Consider the following 24,277-nt stretch of genomic DNA (forward strand, 5'->3'; position numbering starts at 1 on the left):
AGATCAGCCGCGGAAGGCGTAGGTCGTCGTCAGCAGCGGCCGGATGTCGCCGCCGACGAAGACCTGGGGCTCGGACGCCGGGCGCAGGCCCTCGGCGGTCTCTCGTCGCGACACGCAGGCGCGGGTCATCTCGGCCAGGTTGATGAAGTCCGTCGCGTTCGGCAGGCTCTCGAGCACGCAGCCGTCGAAATAGGGGTAGACGGCGTCCTGACTGCAACCGAACGACGAGCGGTCGCGGCGGGCGGCGGTCATGATCATGCGGTTGGGGCCTTGCAGCTCCGGGATGAAAACGCCGGAGAAGCAGGCGGAGACGACGACCACGGTCGGGCGCTCGCCGCACCATTCGTCGACCAGCTGGCCCATGCGGGTGGGACTCAGCTGACCCTCGGTCCCCCAGGTGATGCCGCGCGTGTTGCCGTGCGAGGTGAAATACAGAAAACACCCGACCGTGGCGCGGCGGGCCGCCTCGCCGATGCCGGCCAGCACCTGAGCGCCCGTGGCGGCGTCCGACGCGGTGGGGCGCAATGTGTAGTCGACGAAGTGCCGACGCTCGAAGCCCTCTTCCAGGAAGGACGCCGTAAGGTCGCGACGGGAGTTGTCGAAGGCGACGATGGGCTCGCCGCGGCTGGTGCGCCAGTCGGCGGCGACCACGGCGCCGGCCCAGCCGTCGAAGGGGCTGCGCGGTCCCTGAGCAGCGGGCGCGGTGGCGCAGGCTGAGAGCGTCAATGCGGCGACGGCGGCGACGGCGAACGTGCGGATCATTAAACGGCCCCTTCAGCTTCCGGGACCATTGATCGCGACGCGGGGGCGGGGGTCAAGCCGCCCGAACCTGACGGCCCTATTTCTTACGGAATTGGTCCAGCGACACGACCTTGGGCCCGTCGTCCCCGGCCGGCGGCGGCGGCGCGGGTTCGGGCTCCGGCTCCGGCGCGGCGGCCGGCGCTTCGAACTGCAGGATGAACTGCACCGACGGATCATAGAAGCGGGTGACCGCCGCATAAGGCACGGTCATGACCTTGGGCAGGCCGCCGAACTTCAGCATGACGGTGAATCGGTCCGGCTCGACCGCCAGATCCCAATACTGGTGCTGCAGGACGACGGTCATCTCCTCCGGGTACTTGGCCAGGATGTCCGGCGGCAGGGCGACGCCCGGGGCCCGGGTCACGAAGGTGATGTAGAAATGGTGGGCGCCCGGAATGCCTTCGGGCAGAGCGGCGCGTTCCAACGCGGCCCGGATCACGCCGCGCAGGGCGTCCTGGGCCAGGCCCTCATAGTTCATCTCGTCGACCGGCGGGGTCTGGTCGGCCATGCTCACCTCGGCTGGGATGCGCACGACATAGCGGGCCGCGCCCGACGAAGGAAGCGCAAGAGAGCGGCAATGGGGGGAGAAAGTCCCGGGCTTCTGTTGCCAGGCGCCCGGGGAGCCCCGCCCCGGGATCTGAACCCCGAGGACTTAAGTGTTCGAAATCACCCGAACCGCTTACGCGGCGAGAGCGACTTCTCCAGCGAAGTTATCGTTCGCAGTTAGTCAAAGGCCCGATACGGTGGGCCAGGACGGGCGAAAGCAACCTCTTTACACGTCCGTCGATGCTGGTCGGCCCCGCGCGCCCCTTTGATGACGAAGGGGAGATTGGTGGAGCCGCCGGGAATCGCACCCGGGTCCGGTCCGCTTATTGCAGGCACGTTTATCGCCATAGTCCGGGCGAACCCGAACAGGAGGAATATAGGTTCAGCGGCTTAAGGTTCCAATAGCGGGCGTCGCGCTCACGCGCGCGGCCAGTCCGGCGCCTGGTTTCGGAACCAGGTCAGTTGGCGCTTGGCGTAGTTGCGGGTGGCCTGACGGACGGCGTCCATGGCGTCTTCAAGCGCGACCTTGCCCTTGAGATGCGCCTCGAAGTCCCGGACGCCGACGGCCTTCATCGCAGGCAGGTCGGGGTCAAGGCGGCGGCGCATCAGGGCGCGCACCTCGTCCAGGGCGCCCTGTTCGACCATCAGGGTCACGCGGCGGTCGCAGCGGTCGTAAAGCGCCGCGCGATCCGGTTCGATCACCAGCCGATCGTAGCCGTCGGGAGAAAGAAGCGGCCGGGTTTCGGCCTGCCAGTCGGTGAGGGCCCGTCCAGTGGTCTCAGCCACGGCCAGGGCGCGGGTCAGGCGCTGACGGTCGCTCGGCGCGATGGTGGCCGCCGCACGGGGATCGCGCTCCGCCAGGCGCGCGCGGAAGGCGTCCTCGCCCAGGAAGTCGTAAGCCTCCTGCGTCGCTTCGCGCGCGGCGATGGGCACGTCCGGAATGTCGGCGATGCCCTTGGTCAGGGCGGTGAAATACAGACCGGTGCCGCCGACGATCAGGGCGTGGCGATCCTGCGCCTTCAACTCGTCCAGCAGGGGCGCGACCGAGCGGGCCCAGCGACCGACGGACCAGGCGTCGGCGGCGTCCGCGACGCCATACAGGCGATGCTCGGCCAGCGTCTGGTCCTCCGGCGACGGCCGGGCGGTCAGCACGCGCAGGTCGGCGTAAAGCTGCTGACTGTCGGCGTTGACGATCACCGCCCCGGTCTCCTGCGCGCGCTCGAGCGCGAGGGCCGACTTGCCCGAGGCCGTCGGGCCGGCGATCAGGGTGACGAGGGGGGCGGGCATGGCGACGGCTTAGCCCCTCCCGCCGTCGCGGGGAAAGCGCTAGACGCGGCGCATGTTCAGCAAAGACGACGTCCTCGCCGCCCTCGACCGGATAGTCGACCCCAAAACAGGCCAAGGGCTGGTGAGCTCAGGTCGGGTGCAGGGGCTCGTGGTCGCCGAGGACCGCGCCGGTTTAGCGCTCGACGTGCCCGCGGCGGACGCGGCGCTGTATGCCCCGGTGCGCGACGCGGCCGAGGCGGCGCTGAAGGCCTTGCCGGGGATGGCGCGGACGTCGGTCGTGCTGACGGCCGAAGCGTCGCCCGCGTCCCCGCGCCGCCGGACGGCGTCGCTGTCGAACGAAGCTGTGGACCAGACGCGCCCACGCGCGCCCGTCCCCACCGAGCGGCCCGCCCACGTCCGCAAGGTGCTGGCCGTCGCCGGCGGCAAGGGCGGCGTGGGCAAGTCCACCGTCGCGGTGAACCTGGCCGCGGCGCTGGCGGCGCGGGGGCTGTCGGCAGGCGTGCTGGACGCCGACGTCTACGGCCCGTCGCTGCCGACGCTCCTCGGCATCTCGGGCAAGCCGGACTACGTCGACGGCGCCATCGAGCCGCATCGGGCGCACGGGCTGAAGGCCATGTCGGTGGGACTGCTGACCCAGGCGTCCGACGCCATGGTGTGGCGGGGGCCGATGGCGTCGCAGGCTCTGACCCAGATGCTGACCCAGACGCGCTGGGGCACGGAAGCCGAGCCATTGGATGTGCTGGTCGTCGACCTGCCGCCCGGCACCGGCGACGTACAGCTGACCCTGATCCAGAAGACCCCGCTGGACGGGGCCGTGATCGTTGCGACGCCGCAGGAGCTGGCCCTGGCCGACGCGCGACGGGCGCACGCCCTGTTCGAGAAGGTCGGCGTGCCGACGCTGGGCCTGATCGAGAACATGACCGGCGAGGTCTTCGGTCGTGGCGGCGCGGAGGCGGAGGCGGCGCGTCTGGGCGTCACCTTCCTCGGCGACCTGCCGCTGGACGGGGCGCTGCGCCGGGCCAGCGACGCGGGCGGGCCGCTGGTGGTCGTGGAGCCGGGCGGCGAGACGGCGCGGCGGTTCGCGGCCTTCGCGGCGGCGGTGGCGGTGGCGGGCCAGCTTGGGCTTTAAGCCGCCTCGGTCTTCACCGCCGTGCCGTAGCACAGCACCTCGGTGATGCCCGGCATGATCTCGTTGGCGTCGTAGCGCATGGCGATCACCGCGTCGGCGCCGGCGGCGCGGGCCTGTTCCAGCAGGTGGTCATAGGCCTCGGCGCGGGCGGTCTCGGCCAGTTTGACGTAGGCGCCGACGCGGCCGCCCAGCATGGACTGGACGCCGCCTATGGCGTCCGAAACCAGGTTGCGCGAGCGCACCGTGATGCCGCGCACCACGCCGATCGTGCGGGTGATGCGCAGGCCGGGCAGGTCGTTGGCGGTGGTCACCAGCATGGCGAATGTCCTCTAGCGGCGTTCCAGGGTGCGGAAGGTGAAGGCGTGGTCGTCCTTCTCGCCCGGTTCGTGCCGTTCGGAAAAGATCTCGACCCAGGCGGCCTCGTCGAACGCCGGAAAAAAGACGTCGCCGGAGGGTTCGGCCTCGACCTCGGTGACGTGCAGAAGGCGCGCGCGTGGCAGGGTCTCGGCATAGATTTTCGCCCCCCCGATGACGCAGATCTCGTCGACGACGTCCTCCGCCGCCTGCTCGCGCGCGATCTCCAGCGCCTCCTCCAGCGAGCGGCTGATGAGGGCCTGCCCCATGGCGGTCCTGGCCTCGCCGTCCTCGCCCCAAGCCTCGTCGCGGGTCAGCACGATGTTCAGCCGACCGGGCAGCGGCTTCAGCGGCAGGCTCTCCCACGTCGCGCGCCCCATCAGGCACGGCTTGCCCATCGTCAGCGCCTTGAACCGCTGCAGGTCCGACCGCAGCCGCCACGGCAGGCCGCCGTCCCGCCCGATCACGCCGTTGCGGGCGCGCGCGACGACGAGAGCTAGCCGCATTCCAGCACCTTGAAGTGGCCACCACGACGCATCATCAGGCGAATTTCGGTGTAGGTTTCTGGCGAGCTGCAGTGCTCGCGGAAGCATTTTTGGAAAGCTGGTCCGTCCCAGTTCCGAGACAGTGTCTCGACCATTTGCTGAGTTAGCCCTTTTAGACTTCTTGACCGCATTACACGCACGCTGTTCACGTACATCGCAGCCCGCTCGTAGTGATTTAGAACGTCCACCAAGCGGTCGTAATACTTTTCAGAGTCGGATTCAGCATGGAGCAAGTTCCAGCGCGTCTCGATCTCTTCCGACAGCCCACGACAGAGCGTGAAATCATTGGTGAGATAGGTTCGCCGAAAGGCGATTGCCGCAACGAACAGCGACAGCGACGTCACAATCGCTGATACTATGGCAGCCACATCTCTTGCTTCCAACGTCAACCGCCAGATTTGGTTGGCGGCTTAGCAATCTGGCTCGTCGTGGATACGCTCCCCCTCACCTCGACAGGTGAGTGTTGGGCGGCAGGTTTGGGCCCGATCGCCGTCTGACGTGCCGTAGATACGGAGTCGCCGACAAACACTCGATGTCCATAGGAACTAGTTGGGGTCTTCGCCAAATCAGCCTCCAAGTTTCTTGCTTTGTTCTAACACAACCTCGTGCAAAGCGCCATACACGTTCGAGTCACACCGCCACCGCGGCCTTGATGTGCGGCCAGGGCTCATAGCCGTCGATGGTCACGTCGTCGCGCGCGAAGGCGAACAGATCGTCGCGGGGCGTGAGCGACAGGCGGGGCAGGGGGCGCGGCGTGCGGCTCAGCTGCTCCCGCGCCTGCTCGACGTGGTTCAGATACAGGTGGGCGTCGCCGAAGGTGTGGACGAACTCGCCGGGCTCCAGCCCCACGACCTGCGCCATCATGTGCGTCAGCAGCGCATAGCTGGCGATGTTGAACGGCACGCCCAGGAAGACGTCGGCCGAGCGCTGGTACAGCTGGCAGCTCAGCTTGCCGTCGGCGACGAAGAACTGGAACAGGCAGTGGCAGGGCGGCAGGGCCATGTCGTCGACGTCGGCCGGATTCCACGCCGTCACGATGTGACGCCGGCTGTTGGGGTTGGTGCGCAGCGACTGCACGACCTTTTCGATCTGGTCGATCACGCGGCCGTCGGGCGCCGACCAAGACCGCCACTGCTTGCCGTAGACCGGCCCCAGCTCGCCCTCGGCGTCGGCCCACTCGTCCCAGATGCGGACGTCGTTCTGCTTCAGCCAGGCGATGTTGGTCTCGCCGCGCAGAAACCACAGCAGCTCCACGATGATGCTGCGCAGATGCAGCTTCTTGGTGGTCAGCAGCGGGAAACCCTTCGACAGATCGAACCGCATCTGGCGGCCGAACACGCCCAGCGTGCCGGTGCCGGTCCGGTCGCCGCGCTCGGCGCCGTTGTCGAGAATGTCGGAGAGCAGGTTCAGATACTGCCATTCCGGATGGTCGGCCGGAGCGGCATGGGTCTCGGCTTCGATCAGGGCACGGGGGGCGAGGGCGGTCATGGACGAGCAGTGTGGCTGAGATTCCCCGCACTGGCGATGATCCGCCACCGGGTCTTCCACAAAAGCTTCGCAGAACGGCAGTTGACTCATGCTCGGCGAATGATGTGATTTCATTCAGGCTGCAGGGGGGGGTAACTGTGTTCAATGGGATTTTGGCGCGCGCATGTGCGCCACTGATGCTGTTTGTCTGGTCGGCGCCGGAAGCTGCCGCCCCGTCCCCCGTCGCCGACGCGGACGTCGAGTACAGGCGCGACCAGGACGCCTGCGAGCGAGATACCGGGCGAGGAAGGAACCGAAACGACCGGGGTCTCGGCGGGCTGGTCGGCGACATCGCGGGAGACTGGGTCGGCAGAGAACTGCGCGGAAGCGGCCTGTCCTACTCGACGCGCCGGAACGTTCGATCCTTCGTTTCGGACTCGATCGCCTGCATGCTCACTCCGGGAGAGCGACAAGCTGCTGAAGAGGCGACCACGCGGGCTCTGGAAGGCGGCGTCGGCTCCAACGTCGGTTGGGAGAGCGCCGACCGCGCGGGAGTGTCGGGCAGCAGTTCTGTGACGCGCGAGAGAGTGCTCAGAAGTGGGACGGTCTGTCGGGACGTCACCGAGGTTGCGATCGCCGACGGCGAAGAGGTCACGGTGATCGAGAACTACTGCCTGGGCGAAGGTGGTCGCTGGCTGAAACAGGAGCGGGCGTGAGCGCTCGGTGGAGCGCGGCCGCCATTCTCGTCCTCTGGGGCAGCCAGGCCGTCTGCGCGGGGGCACAAGCGTGGCCGAATTGCCCACAGATGCCGGCCTCCCAGTTCCCGAGCGGCAACTCGACGATCTATCGAATCGACTACAGGACGGGCCAGAAGATCTTGATCGTTGAGGGGAGGGTGGACGCCACCGCCTCTTTCAATCTCGACGCCGCGATCAGAGCCAACATTCCGATCGATGAGATCTGGTTCAACTCGCCCGGCGGCATCGCCGTGGAAGGCCCGCGAATGGGCAAGATCATCCGCGATTGGGGAATTCCGACGCGAGTTCCATCCGGTTGGTGGTGCGTCAGCGCGTGCAATTTCGCGTTCTTGGGCGGACCCATCCGAAGTGTCGACGAAGGCGGCCAGTACGCAGTTCACATGTTCTCCGCCACCCGCAACGACATCGAGACCGGGCGAACCGAGCGCGCCATTCGCGAGCGAGGCCAAGCCGGTTTGGCCGCTTCATTGACGGAGTACGAGGAGTCGTCGGCGCTTCTGGCGACGGATCAGAACGACTTCATGATCAGGATGGGGGTTTCGCGCCGGCTTCTCAGCGAAGTCATGTACCAGCAACCGGCCGCCGGAATCCGATGCCTGACACAATCCGAAATGCGGTCGTACAACGTCGTGAATTTCTGAACTCAGCCTCTGAACCCATCGCCTTCCAGAAAAGCCGCCTCTTCCGCCGTCGTCTCGCGTCCGAGCGCGGCGTTTCGGTGGGGGAAGCGGCCGAAGCGGGCGACGACGCCGTGGTGATGCTCGGCCCAGCGGTCGTCCGGCTTCCGCTCCATGCGGGTCTGGAACAGCTCCACCTGGCGCTCCTGATCGACCATGTCCTCGGAGTGCTGCAGCGGCAGGTAGAAGAAGCGGCGGACGTCGCCCTCGATTTCGAGGTCATGGCCGGCGTCCAGCGCGCGGCGGGCGAACATGCGGGCCAGCGGATCGGTGGCGAAGGCGTGGCCGGTGTCGCGGAAGGCGTTCCGGGGAAACTGGTCCAGCAGGATCAGCAGGGCCAGCGATCCCTCCGCCGTGTCGGCCCACCCGTCCAGCTCCCGCCGAGCAGCCGCGACGTGGGCGTCGTGGAAGCGGCGGCGGAACAGGGCGTCGAAGGCGTCGTCCTTCCTGAACCATTTGGCAGGGCCCGCCTCTTTCCAGAAGGCGACGACGTCGGAAGGCGATATGTCTGGGGTCATGACCCATTACCTAGACGCCCCTTTGCCCGTCTTCCATGACCGCGACTGCGATCTCTCGATCGTCAGGAGCAAGCGCGTCGCCGTGATCGGCTATGGCAGCCAGGGACGGACGCATGCGCTGAACCTGCGCGACTCGGGCGTGAGCGACGTCGTGGTGGGGCTGAAGGCGGGATCGGCGACGCGGGCGAAGGCCGAGGCGGACGGCTTCACGGTCATGACCGCCGGCGAGGGTGCGGCGGGGGCAGACGTCGTCGCCGTCATGGTCTCGGACGAGGCGCACCGCGACCTGTGGCGCGACGAGCTGGAGCCGGCGATCAGGCCCGGCGCGGCCCTGGTGTTCGCCCACGGCCTTTCGGTGCGGTTCGGCTTGGTCGACCCGCGGCCGGATCTGGACGTCATCCTGGCCTCGCCCAAGGGCATCGGCCCGCGCATCCGCGACCTGTACGAGGCGGGCGAGGGGGTGTTCTGCCTGTTCGGCGTGCATCAGGACGCGACCGGCGGGGCGCACTCGCTGGGTCTGTCCTATGCGGCGGCGCTGGGCTGTGGGCGCAAGGGCATTCTGGAGACGACGTTCAAGGACGAATGCGAGAGCGATCTGTTCGGCGAGCAGGTGGTGCTGTGCGGCGGGGTGGCCGAACTGATCGACGCGGCCTTCGTGAAGCTGGTCAACGCCGGCTATCCGCCCGAGGTGGCGTGGTTCGAATGCTTCTATGAGGTCAAGCTGGTGACCGACCTGATGTTCGAACGCGGCGTGGCGGGGGCGTTCGAGAAGATCAGCAACACGGCGGAGTACGGCGCCTATCTGACCGGGGGGCGCGTGATCGGCGAGGCTTCGAAATCGGCGATGGATCAGGTTTTACAGGAGGTTCAGTCTGGCGACTTCGTGCGTCGCCTGATGACGGATCGGGACGCCGGATCGCCCGACCTGCTGGCCCGTCGCACCGCGCTTCGCGAGCGCCGGATCGAGGCGGTGGGGACCCATCTGAAGGCCGTGGCGGAAAGGGCGAAGTCGCCTTAGGAGCGCGGACCTCCAGGTCCGCGAAGTCGCGTATGACTGACGACCTGCCGGCGACGCCGCCAAGACGCGGACCTGGAGGTCCGCGCTCCTGTTCGAGGTCAATCGGCAACCACTGTGGCCTTCGAAAGATCGGCCCGGATCCTGACCACGTCGCCGGGGCGGGCGATCACGCCGGGGACGTGCAGGTGCACCCGGTCGTCGCCAAGGCGGGCGCCGACCTCGCTGAAGGCGCCGCCGAAGCGGGTGGTCTCGACCGTCGTCTCCAGGCCTTCGGCGCCCGGCGTCATGTGCTGCGGCCGGATCAGCAGGGCGGCGGGGCCGTCCGGCAATCCGGGTGCGGGCACCGGGCCCAGCGGGGTGCGGGCCACGCCGGCTGCGACCTGGGCCGGCAGGCGGTTGACCTCTCCCAGCAGGCGGGCGGCGGCGGTCGAGGCGGGCCGGGCCCAGCACTCCTGCGGATCGCCCGACTGGATCACCCGTCCCCCGTCCATCAGCACCAGATCGTCGGCCATCATCAGCGCCTCGCCCGCGTCGTGGGTGACCAGCAGCACGGCAGCGCTCGCGGTCTTCAGCGTCTCCAGCAAGCCCTCGCGGACCTCCGACTTCAGATGGGCGTCAAGGCCCGAGAAGGGCTCGTCCAGCAGGACCGTGTGCGGTTCGCGCACGAGGGTACGCGCCAGCGCCACGCGCTGCTGCTCGCCGCCCGACAGAGAGTGGGGCCAGGACTTCGCCCGGTCGGCCAGCTTCACGTCGGTCAGCGCCTTGTGGACGCGGGCCTTGCGGTCGGCGGCAGGCAGGTGGCGCAGGCCGAAGCCGACGTTGTCGCGCACGGTCAGATGCGGGAACAGGGCGTAATCCTGGAAAACCAGCCCGACGTCGCGCGCCTCCGGCGGCACGGTGCGGCCGGCGGCGGACAGCACCCGCTCGCCCGAACGGATCTCGCCGGCGTCGACCGGCTCCAAGCCGGCGATGAGGCGCAGCAGGGTGCTCTTGCCGGATCCCGACGGTCCCAGCAGGCAGGTGATGCGGCCGGCGCGCAGGTCCAGATCCGCGCCCTCGACCGCGGTCTTGAGGCCATAGCAGCGGGTCGCGCCCCGCACGGTGATCGTCGCCTGCTCGCTCATGAACTTCCCGGACGCGCGTGCGCCACCTTGCGGCTCAGCCATATGACGGGAGGCAGGGCCAGCGCCACAAGGATCAGCGAAGGCCAGCCGGCGTTGGCCAGCCGCTCGTCCCGCCCATAGTTGTCTGCGATGACGGCCAGGGTGTCGAAGTCGAACGGCCGCAGGATCAGCGTGGCCGGCAGCTCCTTCAGCACGTCGACCAGCACGACGATGGCGGCGGTGAACAGGGCCGGGGCGGCGATCGGCAGCTGGACCCGCCAGGCCGCCGCGCCCTCGCTCGCGCCGAGGCCGCGCGCCGCGTGGATCATCGACGGCGTGATGCGCGACAGGCCGGCGTCCACCGGCTCCAGCGCCGCGGCCATCAGCCGGGCGGCATAGGCGTAGAGCAGCAGGGCCAGACCGGCCACGACGTTGCCCGACCCGCCGGGCACGACGCTCCAGATCCAGGCGGCGGGCAGCAGCAGGCCGATGGCCATCACCGCGCCGGGGGTGGCGTAGCCCAGGCTGGCGACCCGCGCCGTCAGCGGCAGGCTGCGGGCGGCCAGCGCGAGGGCCGTGGCGAGGACCACGGTGACCACGGCGCCGCCGACGCCGAGGGTCACGGTGTTGCGGGTCGCCGAGATCAGGCGGGGCCAGTCCGGCTGAACGTCGATCGAGGACCAGGCCAGCCAGCCGGCGGGCAGAAGCAAACCCAGCGTCAGGAGCAGAAGACAGTAGCCGAAGGCCGCCGCCGCCCGGGCGCCCGTCAGGCGGGTGACGGGAAGCGGCCGCCATTTCGCGCCGGCGGTTCCATAGGCGCGGCTGCGGCGACCGGCACGCTCGATCCACAGCAGCAGGGCGGCGGCGCCCAGCAGGGGCAGGGCGAACTGGGCGGCCGAGGCCAGAGAGCCGTAGACGAACCAGGCCCGCACCACGCCGGTCGTCAGCGTCTGAACGCTGAGGAACTGAACCGCGCCGTAATCGGCCAGGGTCTCCATGACCGCCAGGGCGACGCCTGCCGCCAGCGCCGGTCGGGCCATGGGCAAGGCGACGGACAGGAAGGCGCGTCGCGGCGAGGCGCCCAGGCTGCGCGCCGCCTCCAGCGCGTGGACCGGCAGGTTCACGAAGGCCGCGCGCATGGCCAGGTAGACGTAGGGAAAGAAGGCGAACCCCAAAATGAAGCCCGCGCCCCACAGGCTGCGCATCTGGAAGGGCAGGGCGAACCCGGCGGTCGCGCGCAGCCAGGTGTTCAGCTCGCCCGCCACGTCGAACAGGTCGGCATAGGCATAGGCGACCGCGAAGGCCGGCATGGCGAAGGGCAGGGCAAGGGCCCAGGCGAAGACGCCGCGTCCCGGAAACTCATGCATCACCACCAGCCAGGCGGCGACGGAACCCAGCACGGCGGTGATCGCCCCCACCAGCGCCGCGAGGGCGACCGACGTCAGGGCGTAGCGGCCGAGATCGGTCGCGGCGATGTCGGCCGTCTGGCCCGAGGCGGCGGCGACCCCCACTCCGATAAGCGGCAGAACCGCGACCAGCGCCGCCAGAAGGCCGAGGACGCGCAAAGGAGACGGCCCCCGCCTGACGACGGGAGCTGTTCCGGGATCGATGCGGGTCGTCGTCAGCGCCACCCTGCCGCGGTCATGATCGACTGGGCCGCCGCCTGACGCCGGCCATAGACCGAGACGTTCATCGGATTGGCGGTGAAGCCTTCGAACTCACGCACGCCGGCCGGGGCCTGGACGCCGTTCGCGGCGGGGAATTCATTGTTCAGTTCCGAGTTCAGCACCTGTGCCTCGGGCGAGGCCAGGAACTCCAGGAAGGCGATCGCTTCGGCGCGATGCGGCGCATTCTTGGCCACGCCGCCGCCCGACACGTTCACGTGCGCACCCTGGCCGTTAAGCGAGGGGAAGCCCAGCTTGACCCGGTCGGTCAGCGCCACGTCGGCCGCGTCGGTCGAGCGGTCCATGCGGATGAAATAGTAGCTGTTGGTGATCGCCACCTCGCAGACGCCGGCGCCGACGGCGCGGATCTGGTCGCGGTCGCCGCCCTCGGGCGGGCGGGCCATGTTGGCGACGACGCCCTCGACCCACTGGCGGGTCTTCTCGGGGCCCCAGGCCTCCAGCAGGGCGCCGACCAGCGACAGGTTGTAGACGCTGTCCGACGAGCGGACGCACAGCTTGCCGCGAAAGCGGGGCGAGGCCAGCTCCTCATAGGTGTCGACCTCTTCCGGGCGCACCTTGGTGGAGTCGTAGGCGACGACGCGGGCGCGGCGGCTGGCGCCGAAGAAGTGGCCCTCGGGCTCGCGCAGGGCGGCGGGGATGGCGGTCATCAGGGTTTTTGACGTGATCGGCTGCAGCAGGCCGGCGTTCTGGGCCCGCCACAGGGCGCCGGCGTCGGCGGTGATGAAGACGTCGGCCGGGCTGGCCGCGCCTTCCGCCTGCATGCGGGCGATCAGCTGATCGGCGTTGCCCTCGATGCGGTTGACCTTGATGCCCGTGGCCTTCTCGAAGGCGGCATAGACCTGCAGGTCGCCGTCATAGTGGCGCGCCGTGTAGAGGTTCAGCACGCGCTCGCCGCCCGCGCCGTCGGTCTTGGCCTTGTCCGCCTGATCGCCGCAGGCGGCCAGGGGCAGGGCGAGGGCGGCCATGCAGGCCATCAGGGTCCGACGCAGCGTCATGGGCATCTCCTTTGCTGACGTCGGCCTAAGCCTTTTGCGAATTGATCGCAAGAGCAGATCGCAAAGTCGCGACCGCGTGGGCGCCGGCCCGATCCTGCTTCACGTGTTGGAAAATCGCCCTCAAGCAGCGAGGCGCCGCGCGCCGAGCGATAGGGCGGGAAAGATGGTCGGAGTGGCAGGATTCGAACCTGCGACCCCTGCGTCCCGAACGCAGTGCTCTACCAGACTGAGCCACACTCCGACTTGGAGGCGGGCTTATAGCGACGGCCCCCATGCCCCGCAAGCGACCATTGGACGGGTTTCGGAGATTGTTCGGGCAGTGCGCCGAAAGATGCGTGCGGCGCCCTGTTGCATCCCGAAAACGCTTGGCGTATCTGACCGCCCTCCCGCCGCTCGGCGGGTTGCGCCGGACCTGCTGGGGAATGGTGTAATGGTAACACTCCGGTTTTTGGTACCGTCATTCTAGGTTCGAGTCCTAGTTCCCCAGCCACCGCCTCTTCGTCAGATTGAATCGGTGTCCTGGGCCGCGCGCGCGTGGCACCGTCGGCGCGTTCGAGGAGGGAGTGCCGACATGAAGATCTTGTCCGCCGTCGCCGCCGCCGTTTCGTTGATCGCATCATTGGCCACGCCCGCCCCGGTTCGGGCGCAACAGGGTCCGTATTGGTCGGTCACGGTAGGCGGGGTGCCGCTGAGCTGTCGGGACTACCGCAACATGGCGGTGCCGATCTGGTTCGACCGCAACATCGGCGACGCGGCCATCGCCCGGCGCTATCCGAACGGGTCGATGTTCATCGCCTTCAATCCGGACGCCATGCGTCGGATGACCCCGCTGGTGCAGGTGTTCGTCTTCGCCCACGAATGCGCGCACCACGCCCTGCTGCCTGGGCACAGCGAGAGCCAGGCCGATTGCTGGGCCGCCTCGGTCGTGAGGCGGCAGGGGTTCGTGCGCTCCAACGCCCAGCTTTCGGAGATCATGCGCGCCTTCGCGGGCAACCCGGGCTCGGCCATGGGACATCTCCCTGGACCGCAGCGCGCGGCGCTGATCGCGCAGTGCTCGACCTACTGAGGCGTCTGTCCCTTTCTTCATTTGACGGCGCCGCTTGCGGGGCGGAAACCTGAGGTCACAGCTAGGGGGACTCCGTCATGAACCGTCGCGATCTGATCGCCTCGACCGCCGCCGCCGCCGGCCTCGCCGTCGCGGGGCCCGTCCTTTCCCGCCCGTCCGGAGCGCAGATGCCCACCCCACCCGTCGCCAAGAAGATCCCGGTCACCATCGAGCAACTTGGGCGGACCCGGGTGGACGAGTACCAGTGGATGAAGGACGACAACTGGCAGGCGGTGCTGCGTGATCCGACCCTGATCAAGGCCGATGTGAAGGAGAACCTGCTGGCGGAGAACGCCTATCGCGAGGCGATGATGGCCTCGACCGTGCCGCTGCAGACCCAGATGTTCGAGGAGATGAAGGGCCGGATCAAACAGGACGATTCGTCCGTGCCCTCAGCCCGCGGTCCGTGGGAGTATTTCACCGAGTACCGCACCGGCGACCAGCATCCCCGCTACATGCGCGTGGAGCGCCAGGGCACCTGGATGCAGGACGGGCAGGTCGTGACGAAGACCTTCGTCACCGCGCCGACGCCGCAGCTGCTGCTGGACGCCAACGCCCTGGCCGAGGGCAAGGCCTATTCCGACGTGGGGCAGGCCGGCGCCAGCCCGGACCATGCGCTGTTCGCCTATTCCGAAGACGCGCAGGGGTCGGAGGTCTATCGCATCTACATCAAAGACCTGGCGACCGGACAGCTGGTGGGTGAGCCGATCGAGTCGGCGACCGGCGGCTTCACCTTCTCGCCCGACGGCCGGTGGATCTTCTGGACCAACCGCAACGACAACGGCCGGCCGGACAAGATCTTCCGCCGTCCGGCCCGCGGGGGCGAGACGACCCTGGTCTATGAAGAAGAGGACGAGGGCATGTTCATCGGCGTCGGGCGCACGTCCGACGACCGCTTCATGATCATCGGCATCCAGAATCAGGAGACGTCCGAGAGCCGTTGGATCCCCGGCGACGACCCGACGGCCGCGCCGCGGGTGATCGAGCCCCGGGTCGAGGCGCGCAAGTACGACGCCGACCACTGGGGCGACCGCTGGATCATCCACACCAACGCCGACGGCGCCCAGGACTTCAAGGTCTGCGAGGCTCCGACCGACGCACCGGGCAAGGCGAATTGGATGGACCTGATCCCGCACATGCCCGGCCGCTACGTCGAGAGCGTCGCCCTGGTGAAGGACTTCATCGCGCGGCAGGAGCGGGCCGACGCCAACACCCGCATCGTCATCCGCGACCGCGCGGGCGCCGAGCACGAGATCGCCGTCGACGAGCCGGCCTATTCCCTGTCGCTGGGCGGGGCGTCGGAGTTCGAGACCACGGTCATGCGCTATGGTTACAACTCGCCGTCCACGCCGACCTCGACCTACGACTATGACCTGAAGACGCGCGAGCGGACCCTGCGCAAGGTGCAGGAGATCCCCTCGGGCCATGATCCGGCCAACTACGTCGTCGAGCGGGTCAATGCCCCGGCGCCGGACGGCGAGCTGGTGCCGGTGACCATCCTGCGCCGCAAGGACACCCCGGTGAACGGCACGGCGCCGCTGCTGCTGTACGGCTACGGCTCCTACGGCATCCCCATGGCGGCGGGCTTCTCGACCAACCGGCTGAGCCTGGTCGACCGCGGCTGGATCTACGCGATCGCCCACATCCGCGGCGGGTCGGACAAGGGCTGGGGCTGGTTCCTGGCCGCGCGGCGGATGACCAAGAAGAACACCTTCACCGACTTCATCGCGTGCGCCGAGCACCTGATCCGCACCGGCCACGGCTGCGCGGGCAAGATCGTCGCCCACGGCGGCTCCGCCGGCGGCATGCTGATGGGGGCGGTCAACAACATGAGGCCGGACCTGTGGGCCGGGGTGATCGGCGACGTGCCCTTCGTCGACGTGATCAACACCATGTCGGACACCTCCTTGCCGCTGACGCCGCCGGAATGGCCCGAGTGGGGCAATCCGATCGAGGACCCCGAGGCCTACGACTACATGTTCAGCTACAGCCCGTATGACCAGGTAAAGTCGCAGGCCTATCCGGCCGTGCTGGCCACCGGCGGGCTGTCGGACCCGCGAGTCACCTATTGGGAGCCGCAGAAGTGGGTCGCGCGCCTGCGCCCGGCGACGATCTCGGGCAAGCCCGTGCTGCTGAAGATCAACATGGAGGCCGGCCACGCGGGCTCGTCAGGCCGGTTCGACTATCTGAAGGAAGTCGCCCTGGTCTACGCCTTCGCCATCTGGTCGATCGAGGAAGGGTGGCGGGCCTGATCCCGACCATACGCCCCGCGACGGTCGCCGACATGGCCGCGGTCGCGGCCCTCTACGGGCGCGAGGTGACGGGCGGCACGGCCAGCTTCGAGCTGGAGCCGCCGTCGGTTGCGGAGATGGCGGCGCGCTTCGACGCCGTGCGCGACAAGAATCTGCCGTGGCTGATCGGCGAGATCGACGGCGCCTTCGCCGGCTACGCCTATCTGTCGCCCTTCCGCCCACGCGCGGCGTATCGCTACGGCGTCGAGGTCTCTGTCTATGTGGAGGAGGCGGCGCGGGGCCGGGGCGTCGCCCGCGCCCTGATGACCGCCCTGATCGGCGCGGCGCGCGACAAGGGCCTGCGCCACGTCATCGCCGCCATCAGCCAGTCGGCCACCAGCGACGCCTCGATCGCCCTGCACCGGTCGCTGGGGTTCGGGACGGCCGGCGTCTATCGCCAGGTCGGCTGGAAGCACGACCGCTGGCTGGACGTCACGCTGATGCAGCTCGACCTGTCGACCGACGGCGCGCCGCCGACGGGGGAGGGGTTGAGTCTTGGGGGCGGGCTGGCGTGATTGCCCGGCATAACGTTATGCGTTATGGTGGTCACCGATGATCCGCAGCTTTCGTGATCGCGAAACGGAAAAGGTTTGGTCAGGCGATCGGTCTCGTCGCCTGCCCGGAGACATCCAAGAGGCGGCGTTGCGGAAGCTGCGTCTGCTGAACCGGGCCGCGAAGGTCGACGATATGAAAGTTCCGCCGGGAAATCGGCTGGAAGCCTTGTCCGGCGACCGACGTGGCCAGCATTCGATCCGGATCAATCAACAGTGGCGGATCTGTTTCCGCTGGAGCGACGGAGGCTGCGACGATGTCGAAATCTGCGACTACCACTGACCGGTTTCCCGACATTGGCCATCCCAGCGGCTGGCTGAAGAATCCGACACCGGGCGACATTCTGCTTGAGGATTTTCTCAAGCCTTTGGGCATGAGCCAGACGGCGCTGGCCAAGGCCATCGGCGTGCCGCCGCGCCGCATCAACGAGATCGTGCTGGGCAAGCGCGCGGTCACGGCGGACACGGACCTGCGGCTGACGCGCTACTGGGGCCTGACGCCGGGGTTCTTTCTGGGACTACAGGCGGACCACGACCTGATGGAACAGCGACGCAAGCTGGGGCCGGCGCTGGAGATGATCACGCCGAGGGCGGCGTGACGATCTGGATGAATCTCGGGACTGCAGCCGCAACTGTTCTGGCAAGCGGTACGATCGCGGCCATTGTCAGCCATCTTTTGGTGGGTGTGCGCGAGCGTCGAGGACTGCTGCGGCAAAAGGCTGAATATCTCTACGTCTCGATCGAGGCGCTAGAAAATTCTTGGTCGATCAATGTAGTGGCTCTGCACCGATGCGTCACAGGAGCGATTGACTATAACGGATATCTTGATGCCGTCATTCGGAATGCAGACGCGGCCGATGGCACCTTGAATAGACGGGTCGAGATGTTGACCCGCATCTACTTTCCCACCGCGACAGCGGAGTTAGCAAGGGTCCGGGCGGCTCTAGACACGCTCAACCACATGACGGCAGTCCACAAAGCCGCTTATTTGGAAGGGCACGACAACAAAATATCTTGGAAAGAGCACTTCGAGCCGCTGGTAAACGGGGCGACGGCTTCATTTCACGCATACAAAGACGCCGTCGTGCGGTGCGCCCAGGCGAGCTTCACGCCGCTTCGGCTCAAGACTTAACCGACCTTCACCCGCGTCGCCGCCTCCGGCAGGTCTTCCCCGAACGCCCGCTGATAGAACTCCGCGATGGTCGGGCGTTCCAGCTCGTCGCACTTGTTGAGGAAGGTCAGGCGGAAGCTGAGGCCCAGGTCGCCGCCGAAGATCTCGGCGTTCTGGGCCCAGGTGATGACGGTGCGGGGCGACATGACGGTGGAGATGTCGCCGTTCATGAAGGCGTTGCGGGTCATGTCGGCGACGCGGACCATGGCGGCGATGCGGCGGCGGCCCTCGGCGTCCCGCCAGGCCGGGACCTTGGCGGCCACGATCTCGGCCTCCACGTCGTGGTCGAGGTAGTTCAGCGTGGTGACGATGGACCAGCGGTCCAGCTGGGCCTGATTGATCTGCTGGGCGCCGTGGTACAGGCCCGTGGTGTCGCCCAGGCCCACGGTGTTGGACGTGGCGAACAGCCGGAACCAGGGGTTCGGGCGGATCACCCGGTTCTGGTCCAGCAGGGTCAGGCGGCCCGACGCCTCCAGCACGCGCTGGATGACGAACATCACGTCCGGACGGCCGGCGTCGTACTCGTCGAACACCAGGGCGACCGGGCGCTGCAGCGACCAAGGCAGCAGGCCCTCGCGGAACTCGGTGACCTGTTTGCCGTCCTGCAGGACGATGGCGTCCTTGCCGATCAGGTCGATGCGGCTGACGTGGCTGTCCAGGTTGATGCGGATGGTCGGCCAGTTCAGGCGCGCCGCCACCTGTTCGATGTGCGTCGACTTGCCGGTGCCGTGGTAGCCCTGGACCATGACGCGGCGGTCGAAGGCGAAGCCGGCGCAGATGCTGAGCGTGGTCTGGGGGTCGAACTGGTAGGCCTCGTCGATCTCCGGGACGTGGCTGTCCTTCGAGTCGAAGCACGGCACGGTCATGTCGCTGTCGACGCCGAACGCTTCGCGCACGGTCACCCTCCGGTGCGGTTCCAGCGTCAGCAGGGGGTCGGGCGTGGCGTCGAGCGGGAAGGTCATGCGCCTCCCATAATCAGCCACGTCCCCCCGGTCCAGCGGGCGATCAGGCCGCCCCCAGCCGCACGTCGACGTTGCCGCGCGTGGCGTTGGAATAGGGGCAGACGGCGTGCGCTTTCGTGATCAGGTCGTGAATGGTCGCGGCGTCCAGGCCGTGATCGACGACGGTCAGGTCGATGTCGAGGTTGTAGCCCTCTCCGCGCGTGTTGGGGCCGAAGCCGACGGTGGCGTTGACCTTGGTGTCCGGCCCCACGGGCGTGCCGGCCTTGCCCGCGACCAGACGCAGGGCGCCGAGGTAGCAGGCGGCATAGCCGGTGGCGAACAGCTGCTCCGGATTGGTGCCCTCGCCGCCCTTGCCGCCCATTTCGGTCGGCACCGACAGACGCACGTCGATCTTGCCGTCGTCGGTGTGAGAGCGGCCCTCGTCGCGGCCGCCGCCGCTGGCCGTGGCGTGGGCTCGGTAAAGAACGTCCATGTTTTCAATCCTTCAAGAGAATGTGTTGGGTTCGTCCGGCAGCGTACATTAGGGCGCCCCGAATTCGTGTGCTAAGACTTGGGCGTGCGGTCGGCGGGGTCAAGCCCGTGGACGGCCGCCCTAAGCTCCGATGGGGCGACGCCCCAAGGAGGGCCTCATGGCCACACAATGGTTCTGTTACGTGCACGTCGGCGACGACACGCCGCTGATGATGCCCCTGGACGCCGACGACCGGACGGCGGCGCTGCGCCTGGCGCACGACCTGCTGATCGAGCGCCCGACCGCCACCCACGCCGAGGTGTGGGACGGCGACCTGACCGAACGGATCGAGCGCGCGGCGGCGCTGTAGGCGTCAGTCCGCCTTCTTTTTCGCCGACGCCTTCTTCTTCGCCGCCGTCTTCGCGGGAGCCTTCTTGGCCGCCGCCTTCTTCGGCGCGGCCTTCGCCTTGCCCTTGGGCGCCGCCGCGGCGCGCGCGGCGAGCAGGGGCAGGGCGGCCTCCAGCGTCAGATCCTCGGGCGCCGTGCCCTTGGGTAGGGTGGCGTTGACCTTGCCGGACTTCACATAGGGTCCGAAGCGCCCGGCCATGACGTGGACGGGATCGCCCGTCTCCGGGTGGACGCCCAGATCCTTCAGCGGCGTGGTCGCGGCGCCGCGACCGCGCGCGCCGCCGGCCCGCTTCTCGGCCAGCAGAGCGACCGCGCGGTTCAGGCCGATGTCGAAAACTTCTTCGATGTCGGAGACGTTCGCATAGGTTCCCGCGTGCAGGATGAAGGGCCCGTACCGGCCCAGGCCCGCCGAGATCGGCTTGCCGTCCTCCGGATGCACGCCCACCTCGCGCGGCAGGGACAGCAGGCGCAGCGCCCGTTCCAGATCCATGCCGGCCGGCGACCACCCCTTGGGCAGGGAAGATCGCTTCGGCTTGTCGCCGTCCCCGGCGGTTTCGACGTAGGGCCCGAAGCGGCCGATCTTCAGGTGCACCGGCTGACCGGTGACGGGATCGACGCCCAGCTCGCGATCGCCGCCGTCGGCGGAGCCATCGGCCGCGTCCGGAGACGCCACCGGCCGCGTGAACTTGCAGTCCGGATAGCGCGAACAGCCGATGAAGGCGCCGAAGCGGCTGGTCTTGAGGCTCAGCTGGCCCTGATGGCACAGGGGGCATTCGCGCGGGTCGGACCCGTCGCCCTTGTCCGGGAAGATGTGCGGGCCCAGCGACTCGTTCAGCGCGTCCAGGATGGCCGTGGTGCGCAGCTCGCCCGCGGCCTGGGTCGCCGCGTGGAAGTCGGTCCAGAACTCGCGCAGCAGCGCCTTCCAGTCCAGATCGCCGGCCGAGACCTCGTCCAGACGCGTCTCCAGCGCGGCGGTGAAGTCGTACTCGACCCACTTGGCGAAGAACTGCTCCAGGAAGGCCGTGACCAGCCGCCCTTTGTCCTCCGGATGGAAGCGGTTCTTGTCCATGCGGACGTATTCGCGGTCGCGCAGGGTCGTCAGGATCGAGGCGTAGGTGGAGGGGCGGCCGATGCCCAGCTCCTCCAGCTTTTTGACCAGGGTCGCCTCGGAATAGCGGGGCGGGGGTTCGGTGAAGTGCTGGTCGGCCCGCACGTCCTGAACCGCCGCGGTCGCGCCTTCCTTCAGCGCCGGCAGGCGGGCGCCGTCGTCGTCCTCGTCGTCGCCGCCGTCCTTCGGCCGTTCGTCGCGGCCTTCCTCGTACACGGCCATGAAGCCGTCGAAGGCCACGACCTGGCCGGTGGCGCGCAGGCCGGTCTGGCCGTCGTCGCTCTCGACCTCCACGACCGTCCGATCCAGCCGGGCGGCCTCCATCTGGCTGGCGACCATGCGCTTCCAGATCAGTTCGTACAGCCGCTGCAGGTCGCTCTCGAGACGCAGGCTGTCCGGGTGTCGCGCGAGGTTGGTCGGGCGGATCGCTTCGTGCGCCTCCTGGGCGTTCTTGGCCTTGGTCTTGTAGTGGCGCGCTTCGGCGGGGACGTAGGCGGGGCCGAACCGGTCCTTGATGACCTCCCGCGCCTGGGCGATGCCCTCGGGGCTGACCTGGACGCCGTCGGTCCGCATGTAGGTGATCAGGCCGCCCGTCCCGTCGACGCCCTCATAAAGCTTCTGCGCCGCCTGCATGGCGCGCTGGGCGGTGAAGCCCAGCTTGCGCGAGGCCTCCTGCTGCAGGGTCGAGGTGGTGAAGGGCGGCGAGGGGTTGCGCCGGACCGGCTTCTTCTCGATCGACCGGATCGTGAAGGCGCCGGACTGGATGGCGGCGCGTGCGGCGGTGGCCGTCGCCTCGTCCTTCACGTCCAGGCGCTGGACGCGCTTGCCGGCGTGCTTGACCAGGCGCGCGACGAAGGGCGGGCTGTCGGCCGTCACGTCGGCCTCGATCGACCAGTATTCCTGCGGCTTGAACCGCTCGATCTCCATCTCGCGGTCGACGACGATGCGCAGGGCCACGGACTGGACGCGGCCGGCCGAGCGCGCGCCGGGCAGCTTGCGCCACAGCACCGGCGACAGGGTGAAGCCGACCAGATAGTCCAACGCGCGGCGGGCGAGGTAGGCCTCGACCAGCTGCATATCGAGCTCGCGCGGCGCGGCCATGGCGGCCTGCACGGCGGACTTGGTGATGGCGTTGAAGGTGACGCGCTGGACGGTCTTGTCCTTCAGGGCCTTTTTCTTCGTCAGGACGTCCAGCACGTGCCAGCTGATCGCCTCGCCCTCGCGGTCAGGGTCGGTGGCCAGAACGACGCGGTCGGCGCGCTTGGCGGCTTCGGCGATCTCCGACAGCCGCTTGGAGGCCTTGGCGTCGACCTCCCAGCTCATGGCGAAGTCCTCGTCGGGTTTCACCGAACCGTCTTTCGAGGGCAGGTCGCGGACGTGGCCGTAGGAGGCCAGGACGGTGAAGTCCGAGCCCAGGTAGCCGTTGATGGTCTTGGCCTTGGCCGGGCTCTCGACGATGACGAGGTTCATGCGGTGCGGGTCTCGGGAGGGGGCGGGAACGTGGTTCGGCACGGGCCGCATGTCAAATGGCGACCGAAACGACGGTCGACTGGGCGTCAGGAGCTGACCAGTCCACCGGGCAACAGACTGGCACGACCGACCAGGCTGAGCTCCAGCAGCGCCGCCGCCACCGCTCCGACCGGCGCGCTCACGGCACGGGCCAGCTCGTCACGCGGGGTCGGTGTGGGGGAGAGCAGAGCGGCGACCCGTTCGATCAGGACGTCGTCGGGCTCTTGATAATCGGGCGCGTCGACCGGCGGCTCGGACAGGGTGCGGATGGAGGCGAAGGCGCGCTCGACGTCCTCCAGCCCTTCGCACAGGGCCGCGCCGTTGCGGATCAGGTCGTTCGTGCCGCGCGAGCGGGGATCCAGCGGCGAGCCGGGTACGGCGAACACCTCTCGCCCTTGGTCGGCCGCCTGTCTCGCGGTGATCAGGGAGCCGGAACGCAGTTCGGCCTCAACCACGATGACCCCTCGCGACAGGCCGGAGATGATCCGGTTCCGGCGAGGGAAGTCGGCGGCTTGGGCGCGCGCACCGGGCGGGCGTTCGGAGACGATGCAGCCGCGCTCGGCCACCTGTCGATGGAGGTCGCGGTGATCGGGCGGATAGACGTCGTCGACCCCGCCACCCAAGACCGCGACCGTGCCGGTTGGAAGGGCGCCCTCGTGGGCCGCGCCGTCCACGCCGCGCGCCAGGCCGGACACCACGATCCATCCCGCTTCGCCGAGTTGGGACGCGAGACCGCGCGCGATGCGCACCCCCCCGGCTGAGGCCACGCGCGCCCCGACGACGGCGATGCAGGGCCGCTCGATCAGCAGCCGGGGGTCACCCAGGGCCCACAGCAGGGGTGGGGGTGGATCGACGGCCGCCAAGGCTGTCGGGAAGATGGCGTCGCCAAGCATGATCAGCTTGGCTCCGACCGCCGCCCCAGCCTCGACTTCAGCCTCGACCTTCGCCGGATCGCACAGAGGAGCATCTCGGCCGGCGCGGGCGGTCAGGTGGGGCCAGGCATCAACCGCCCGCTCGGCGGAGCCGAATCGCTGGAGCAACTGGCGAAAGGCGACGGGACCGACGCGGTCGGTGCGGGCCAGGCGCAGGCGGGCGAAGCGCTCGCCGTCCGACAGGCTCACGCCGCCTTGGCCCCGATGCGCGGCTCACGACCGGTCAGCAGGCGGCCGATGTTGGCGGCGTGCCTGATCCAGATCAGCACGGCGGTGACGGCCGCCAAAGCGGTGATCGGCGCAGGGGTCGGCAGGTCCAGCGCGGGCAGCGGCGCAAGCGACAACGCCGGGGCGACGGCCGAGGCCACCAGCGCCGACAGGGAGGAGATGCGGAAGACCAGGGCGATCAGGATCCACGTCGCCCCCGCCAGAAGGCCCAGCGGCCACCAGGCGGCGATCAGCAGTCCGAAGAAGGTCGCCACGCCCTTGCCCCCCTTGAAGCCCAGCCAGACTGGAAACAGGTGGCCCAGAAAGGCCGCGCCGCCGGCGATCGCGCCCGCTGCCTGACCCGCCTCGCCCGGGATCAACTCCCGCGCCACCAACAGAGCGACGGCGCCTTTGCCGGCGTCCAGGATCAAGGTGGCGAAGGCGAGGTCCTTGCGCCCGGTGCGCAGCACGTTGGTGGCGCCGATGTTGCCCGAGCCGATGTTGCGGACGTCCCCGGCCCCGGCGGCGCGCGTCAGCAGCACGCCGAAGGGGATGGAGCCCAGCAGATACCCGCCCAGCGCCAGCAGGCCGAGAGTGCTCAGGGCCGGGACGGCCAGATCCTGCAACTGATTCGCTCCCCTCGGAATGCCCGCGCCACGATGGCGGCGCGGACCTTGTCAGGCAAGGCCCCGCGCCGTC

27 protein-coding genes, 2 tRNA genes and 1 other RNA gene are annotated in these 24,277 nt (G+C 68.7%); 12 read left to right on the forward strand and 18 right to left on the reverse strand.

What is annotated here, in order from left to right; all coding sequences use genetic code 11:
• Nucleotides 1-3: 3 nt before the first annotated feature.
• From VGN45_RS07320 to miaA, 4 genes are all read right to left on the reverse strand, one after another.
• The gene (locus VGN45_RS07320) at nt 4-762 is read right to left on the reverse strand and encodes a C13 family peptidase (protein ID WP_327460867.1); all 759 of its coding nucleotides are present in this window, start codon (nt 760-762) and stop codon (nt 4-6) included.
• 76 nt (nt 763-838) lie between these two features.
• Entirely contained in the window at nt 839-1,309 is a 471-nt protein-coding gene (locus VGN45_RS07325; RefSeq protein WP_327460869.1) for an SspB family protein, read from the reverse strand.
• Nucleotides 1,310-1,390: 81 nt separating this feature from the next.
• Nucleotides 1,391-1,753, reverse strand: a transfer-messenger RNA (tmRNA) gene (gene ssrA / locus VGN45_RS07330).
• Between the two features lie 11 nt (nt 1,754-1,764).
• Nucleotides 1,765-2,634 carry a tRNA (adenosine(37)-N6)-dimethylallyltransferase MiaA gene (miaA, locus tag VGN45_RS07335; RefSeq protein WP_327460871.1) on the reverse strand — a complete coding sequence of 290 codons (870 nt, stop codon included), beginning with the start codon at nt 2,632-2,634 and terminating at the stop codon, nt 1,765-1,767.
• 52 nt (nt 2,635-2,686) lie between these two features.
• Here miaA and VGN45_RS07340 point away from each other — a divergent pair, with 52 nt between their 5' ends.
• Entirely contained in the window at nt 2,687-3,763 is a 1,077-nt protein-coding gene (locus tag VGN45_RS07340; RefSeq protein WP_327460873.1) for a P-loop NTPase, read from the forward strand.
• Here the strand turns inward: VGN45_RS07340 and VGN45_RS07345 are convergent.
• The 4 genes from VGN45_RS07345 to VGN45_RS07360 all read right to left on the reverse strand — a co-directional run bounded on the left by VGN45_RS07345 (nt 3,760) and on the right by VGN45_RS07360 (nt 6,150).
• A complete protein-coding gene (locus tag VGN45_RS07345) occupies nt 3,760-4,080 on the reverse strand; it encodes a YbjQ family protein (protein WP_327460876.1) in 321 nt (106 codons plus the stop codon). The genes VGN45_RS07340 and VGN45_RS07345 overlap by 4 nt on opposite strands.
• A gap of 12 nt (nt 4,081-4,092) precedes the next feature.
• Nucleotides 4,093-4,623: a dihydrofolate reductase gene (locus VGN45_RS07350; RefSeq protein ID WP_327460878.1), complete on the reverse strand. Its 531-nt coding sequence runs from the start codon at nt 4,621-4,623 to the stop codon at nt 4,093-4,095.
• Nucleotides 4,614-5,006, reverse strand: coding sequence for a hypothetical protein (locus tag VGN45_RS07355; RefSeq protein WP_327460880.1), 393 nt, complete (start codon nt 5,004-5,006; stop codon nt 4,614-4,616). The genes VGN45_RS07350 and VGN45_RS07355 overlap by 10 nt, the downstream gene beginning before the upstream one ends.
• A 286-nt stretch (nt 5,007-5,292) precedes the next feature.
• A complete protein-coding gene (locus VGN45_RS07360; RefSeq protein WP_327460883.1) occupies nt 5,293-6,150 on the reverse strand; it encodes a thymidylate synthase in 858 nt (285 codons plus the stop codon).
• Nucleotides 6,151-6,326: 176 nt separating this feature from the next.
• Between VGN45_RS07360 and VGN45_RS07365 the strand changes: the two genes are divergently transcribed.
• Nucleotides 6,327-6,845 carry a hypothetical protein gene (locus tag VGN45_RS07365; protein WP_327460885.1) on the forward strand — a complete coding sequence of 173 codons (519 nt, stop codon included), beginning with the start codon at nt 6,327-6,329 and terminating at the stop codon, nt 6,843-6,845.
• 89 nt (nt 6,846-6,934) lie between these two features.
• Entirely contained in the window at nt 6,935-7,528 is a 594-nt protein-coding gene (locus VGN45_RS07370) for a hypothetical protein (protein ID WP_327460887.1), read from the forward strand.
• Between the two features lie 2 nt (nt 7,529-7,530).
• Here the strand turns inward: VGN45_RS07370 and VGN45_RS07375 are convergent, their stop codons facing one another.
• Nucleotides 7,531-8,082 carry a DUF924 family protein gene (locus VGN45_RS07375; protein WP_327460889.1) on the reverse strand — a complete coding sequence of 184 codons (552 nt, stop codon included), beginning with the start codon at nt 8,080-8,082 and terminating at the stop codon, nt 7,531-7,533.
• Here VGN45_RS07375 and ilvC point away from each other — a divergent pair.
• Complete coding sequence (ilvC, locus tag VGN45_RS07380; protein WP_327460891.1) at nt 8,081-9,100, forward strand: ketol-acid reductoisomerase; 1,020 nt, start codon at nt 8,081-8,083, stop codon at nt 9,098-9,100. The two genes, VGN45_RS07375 and ilvC, sit on opposite strands and share 2 nt — an antisense overlap.
• A 98-nt stretch (nt 9,101-9,198) precedes the next feature.
• Here ilvC and VGN45_RS07385 read toward each other — a convergent pair whose 3' ends face one another.
• From VGN45_RS07385 to VGN45_RS07400, 4 genes are all read right to left on the reverse strand, one after another.
• Nucleotides 9,199-10,224, reverse strand: coding sequence for an ABC transporter ATP-binding protein (locus tag VGN45_RS07385; RefSeq protein WP_327460894.1), 1,026 nt, complete (start codon nt 10,222-10,224; stop codon nt 9,199-9,201).
• Entirely contained in the window at nt 10,221-11,768 is a 1,548-nt protein-coding gene (locus VGN45_RS07390) for an iron ABC transporter permease (protein WP_327460896.1), read from the reverse strand. Before VGN45_RS07390 ends, VGN45_RS07385 begins: the two co-directional genes overlap by 4 nt.
• A 56-nt stretch (nt 11,769-11,824) precedes the next feature.
• The gene (locus VGN45_RS07395) at nt 11,825-12,883 is read right to left on the reverse strand and encodes an extracellular solute-binding protein (protein ID WP_327460898.1); all 1,059 of its coding nucleotides are present in this window, start codon (nt 12,881-12,883) and stop codon (nt 11,825-11,827) included.
• A 164-nt stretch (nt 12,884-13,047) separates the two neighbouring features.
• A tRNA-Pro gene (locus VGN45_RS07400) sits at nt 13,048-13,124 on the reverse strand.
• A gap of 175 nt (nt 13,125-13,299) precedes the next feature.
• On the opposite strand from VGN45_RS07400, the gene VGN45_RS07405 reads away from it, so the two are divergent.
• The 7 genes from VGN45_RS07405 to VGN45_RS07435 all read left to right on the forward strand — a co-directional run bounded on the left by VGN45_RS07405 (nt 13,300) and on the right by VGN45_RS07435 (nt 17,962).
• Nucleotides 13,300-13,373 (forward strand) — tRNA-Gln (locus VGN45_RS07405).
• Nucleotides 13,374-13,454: 81 nt separating this feature from the next.
• Nucleotides 13,455-13,949: a hypothetical protein gene (locus tag VGN45_RS07410; RefSeq protein WP_327460900.1), complete on the forward strand. Its 495-nt coding sequence runs from the start codon at nt 13,455-13,457 to the stop codon at nt 13,947-13,949.
• Nucleotides 13,950-14,026: 77 nt separating this feature from the next.
• Nucleotides 14,027-16,240 carry a S9 family peptidase gene (locus VGN45_RS07415; protein ID WP_327460902.1) on the forward strand — a complete coding sequence of 738 codons (2,214 nt, stop codon included), beginning with the start codon at nt 14,027-14,029 and terminating at the stop codon, nt 16,238-16,240.
• Complete coding sequence (locus VGN45_RS07420) at nt 16,228-16,794, forward strand: N-acetyltransferase family protein (RefSeq protein WP_327460904.1); 567 nt, start codon at nt 16,228-16,230, stop codon at nt 16,792-16,794. Before VGN45_RS07415 ends, VGN45_RS07420 begins: the two co-directional genes overlap by 13 nt.
• Before the next feature lie 37 nt (nt 16,795-16,831).
• Complete coding sequence (locus tag VGN45_RS07425) at nt 16,832-17,113, forward strand: type II toxin-antitoxin system RelE/ParE family toxin (RefSeq protein ID WP_327460906.1); 282 nt, start codon at nt 16,832-16,834, stop codon at nt 17,111-17,113.
• Nucleotides 17,088-17,429 (forward strand): HigA family addiction module antitoxin, encoded by a 342-nt coding sequence (locus tag VGN45_RS07430; RefSeq protein WP_327460908.1) that lies wholly within the window; start codon nt 17,088-17,090, stop codon nt 17,427-17,429. Before VGN45_RS07425 ends, VGN45_RS07430 begins: the two co-directional genes overlap by 26 nt.
• On the forward strand, nt 17,426-17,962 hold the full coding sequence (locus tag VGN45_RS07435) for a hypothetical protein (RefSeq protein WP_327460910.1): 537 nt from the start codon (nt 17,426-17,428) through the stop codon (nt 17,960-17,962). Before VGN45_RS07430 ends, VGN45_RS07435 begins: the two co-directional genes overlap by 4 nt.
• Here VGN45_RS07435 and cobS read toward each other — a convergent pair.
• A complete protein-coding gene (cobS, locus tag VGN45_RS07440) occupies nt 17,959-18,963 on the reverse strand; it encodes a cobaltochelatase subunit CobS (RefSeq protein WP_327460912.1) in 1,005 nt (334 codons plus the stop codon). The two genes, VGN45_RS07435 and cobS, sit on opposite strands and share 4 nt — an antisense overlap.
• A 43-nt stretch (nt 18,964-19,006) precedes the next feature.
• Nucleotides 19,007-19,435: an organic hydroperoxide resistance protein gene (locus VGN45_RS07445; RefSeq protein ID WP_327460914.1), complete on the reverse strand. Its 429-nt coding sequence runs from the start codon at nt 19,433-19,435 to the stop codon at nt 19,007-19,009.
• A gap of 157 nt (nt 19,436-19,592) precedes the next feature.
• Here VGN45_RS07445 and VGN45_RS07450 point away from each other — a divergent pair, with 157 nt between their 5' ends.
• Nucleotides 19,593-19,784: a hypothetical protein gene (locus VGN45_RS07450; RefSeq protein WP_327460916.1), complete on the forward strand. Its 192-nt coding sequence runs from the start codon at nt 19,593-19,595 to the stop codon at nt 19,782-19,784.
• Between the two features lie 3 nt (nt 19,785-19,787).
• Here VGN45_RS07450 and topA read toward each other — a convergent pair whose 3' ends face one another.
• The 3 genes from topA to plsY form a co-directional block, all read right to left on the reverse strand.
• Nucleotides 19,788-22,400, reverse strand: coding sequence for a type I DNA topoisomerase (topA, locus tag VGN45_RS07455; RefSeq protein WP_327460918.1), 2,613 nt, complete (start codon nt 22,398-22,400; stop codon nt 19,788-19,790).
• A gap of 86 nt (nt 22,401-22,486) precedes the next feature.
• Complete coding sequence (dprA, locus tag VGN45_RS07460; protein WP_327460921.1) at nt 22,487-23,560, reverse strand: DNA-processing protein DprA; 1,074 nt, start codon at nt 23,558-23,560, stop codon at nt 22,487-22,489.
• Entirely contained in the window at nt 23,557-24,204 is a 648-nt protein-coding gene (gene plsY / locus VGN45_RS07465; protein ID WP_327460923.1) for a glycerol-3-phosphate 1-O-acyltransferase PlsY, read from the reverse strand. Before plsY ends, dprA begins: the two co-directional genes overlap by 4 nt.
• Between the last annotated feature and the right edge of the window lie 73 nt (nt 24,205-24,277).

This window comes from Brevundimonas sp., assembly GCF_035999125.1.
In the GTDB taxonomy this organism is placed as follows: Bacteria; Pseudomonadota; Alphaproteobacteria; order Caulobacterales; family Caulobacteraceae; genus Brevundimonas.

Coding starts and splice junctions, on each gene's coding strand:
- VGN45_RS07365 (WP_327460885.1), top strand. CDS start 6,327: ATGCTGTTTGTCTGGTCGGCGCCGGAAGCTGCCGCCCCGTCCCCCGTC.
- VGN45_RS07395 (WP_327460898.1), bottom strand. CDS start 12,883: ATGACGCTGCGTCGGACCCTGATGGCCTGCATGGCCGCCCTCGCCCTG.
- VGN45_RS07375 (WP_327460889.1), bottom strand. CDS start 8,082: ATGACCCCAGACATATCGCCTTCCGACGTCGTCGCCTTCTGGAAAGAG.
- VGN45_RS07345 (WP_327460876.1), bottom strand. CDS start 4,080: ATGCTGGTGACCACCGCCAACGACCTGCCCGGCCTGCGCATCACCCGC.
- VGN45_RS07450 (WP_327460916.1), top strand. CDS start 19,593: ATGGCCACACAATGGTTCTGTTACGTGCACGTCGGCGACGACACGCCG.
- ilvC (WP_327460891.1), top strand. CDS start 8,081: ATGACCCATTACCTAGACGCCCCTTTGCCCGTCTTCCATGACCGCGAC.
- VGN45_RS07370 (WP_327460887.1), top strand. CDS start 6,935: ATGCCGGCCTCCCAGTTCCCGAGCGGCAACTCGACGATCTATCGAATC.
- VGN45_RS07325 (WP_327460869.1), bottom strand. CDS start 1,309: ATGGCCGACCAGACCCCGCCGGTCGACGAGATGAACTATGAGGGCCTG.
- miaA (WP_327460871.1), bottom strand. CDS start 2,634: ATGCCCGCCCCCCTCGTCACCCTGATCGCCGGCCCGACGGCCTCGGGC.
- VGN45_RS07340 (WP_327460873.1), top strand. CDS start 2,687: ATGTTCAGCAAAGACGACGTCCTCGCCGCCCTCGACCGGATAGTCGAC.
- VGN45_RS07430 (WP_327460908.1), top strand. CDS start 17,088: ATGTCGAAATCTGCGACTACCACTGACCGGTTTCCCGACATTGGCCAT.
- VGN45_RS07320 (WP_327460867.1), bottom strand. CDS start 762: ATGATCCGCACGTTCGCCGTCGCCGCCGTCGCCGCATTGACGCTCTCA.
- VGN45_RS07415 (WP_327460902.1), top strand. CDS start 14,027: ATGAACCGTCGCGATCTGATCGCCTCGACCGCCGCCGCCGCCGGCCTC.
- VGN45_RS07445 (WP_327460914.1), bottom strand. CDS start 19,435: ATGGACGTTCTTTACCGAGCCCACGCCACGGCCAGCGGCGGCGGCCGC.
- cobS (WP_327460912.1), bottom strand. CDS start 18,963: ATGACCTTCCCGCTCGACGCCACGCCCGACCCCCTGCTGACGCTGGAA.
- VGN45_RS07410 (WP_327460900.1), top strand. CDS start 13,455: ATGAAGATCTTGTCCGCCGTCGCCGCCGCCGTTTCGTTGATCGCATCA.
- VGN45_RS07425 (WP_327460906.1), top strand. CDS start 16,832: ATGATCCGCAGCTTTCGTGATCGCGAAACGGAAAAGGTTTGGTCAGGC.
- VGN45_RS07350 (WP_327460878.1), bottom strand. CDS start 4,623: ATGCGGCTAGCTCTCGTCGTCGCGCGCGCCCGCAACGGCGTGATCGGG.
- VGN45_RS07360 (WP_327460883.1), bottom strand. CDS start 6,150: ATGACCGCCCTCGCCCCCCGTGCCCTGATCGAAGCCGAGACCCATGCC.
- VGN45_RS07385 (WP_327460894.1), bottom strand. CDS start 10,224: ATGAGCGAGCAGGCGACGATCACCGTGCGGGGCGCGACCCGCTGCTAT.
- topA (WP_327460918.1), bottom strand. CDS start 22,400: ATGAACCTCGTCATCGTCGAGAGCCCGGCCAAGGCCAAGACCATCAAC.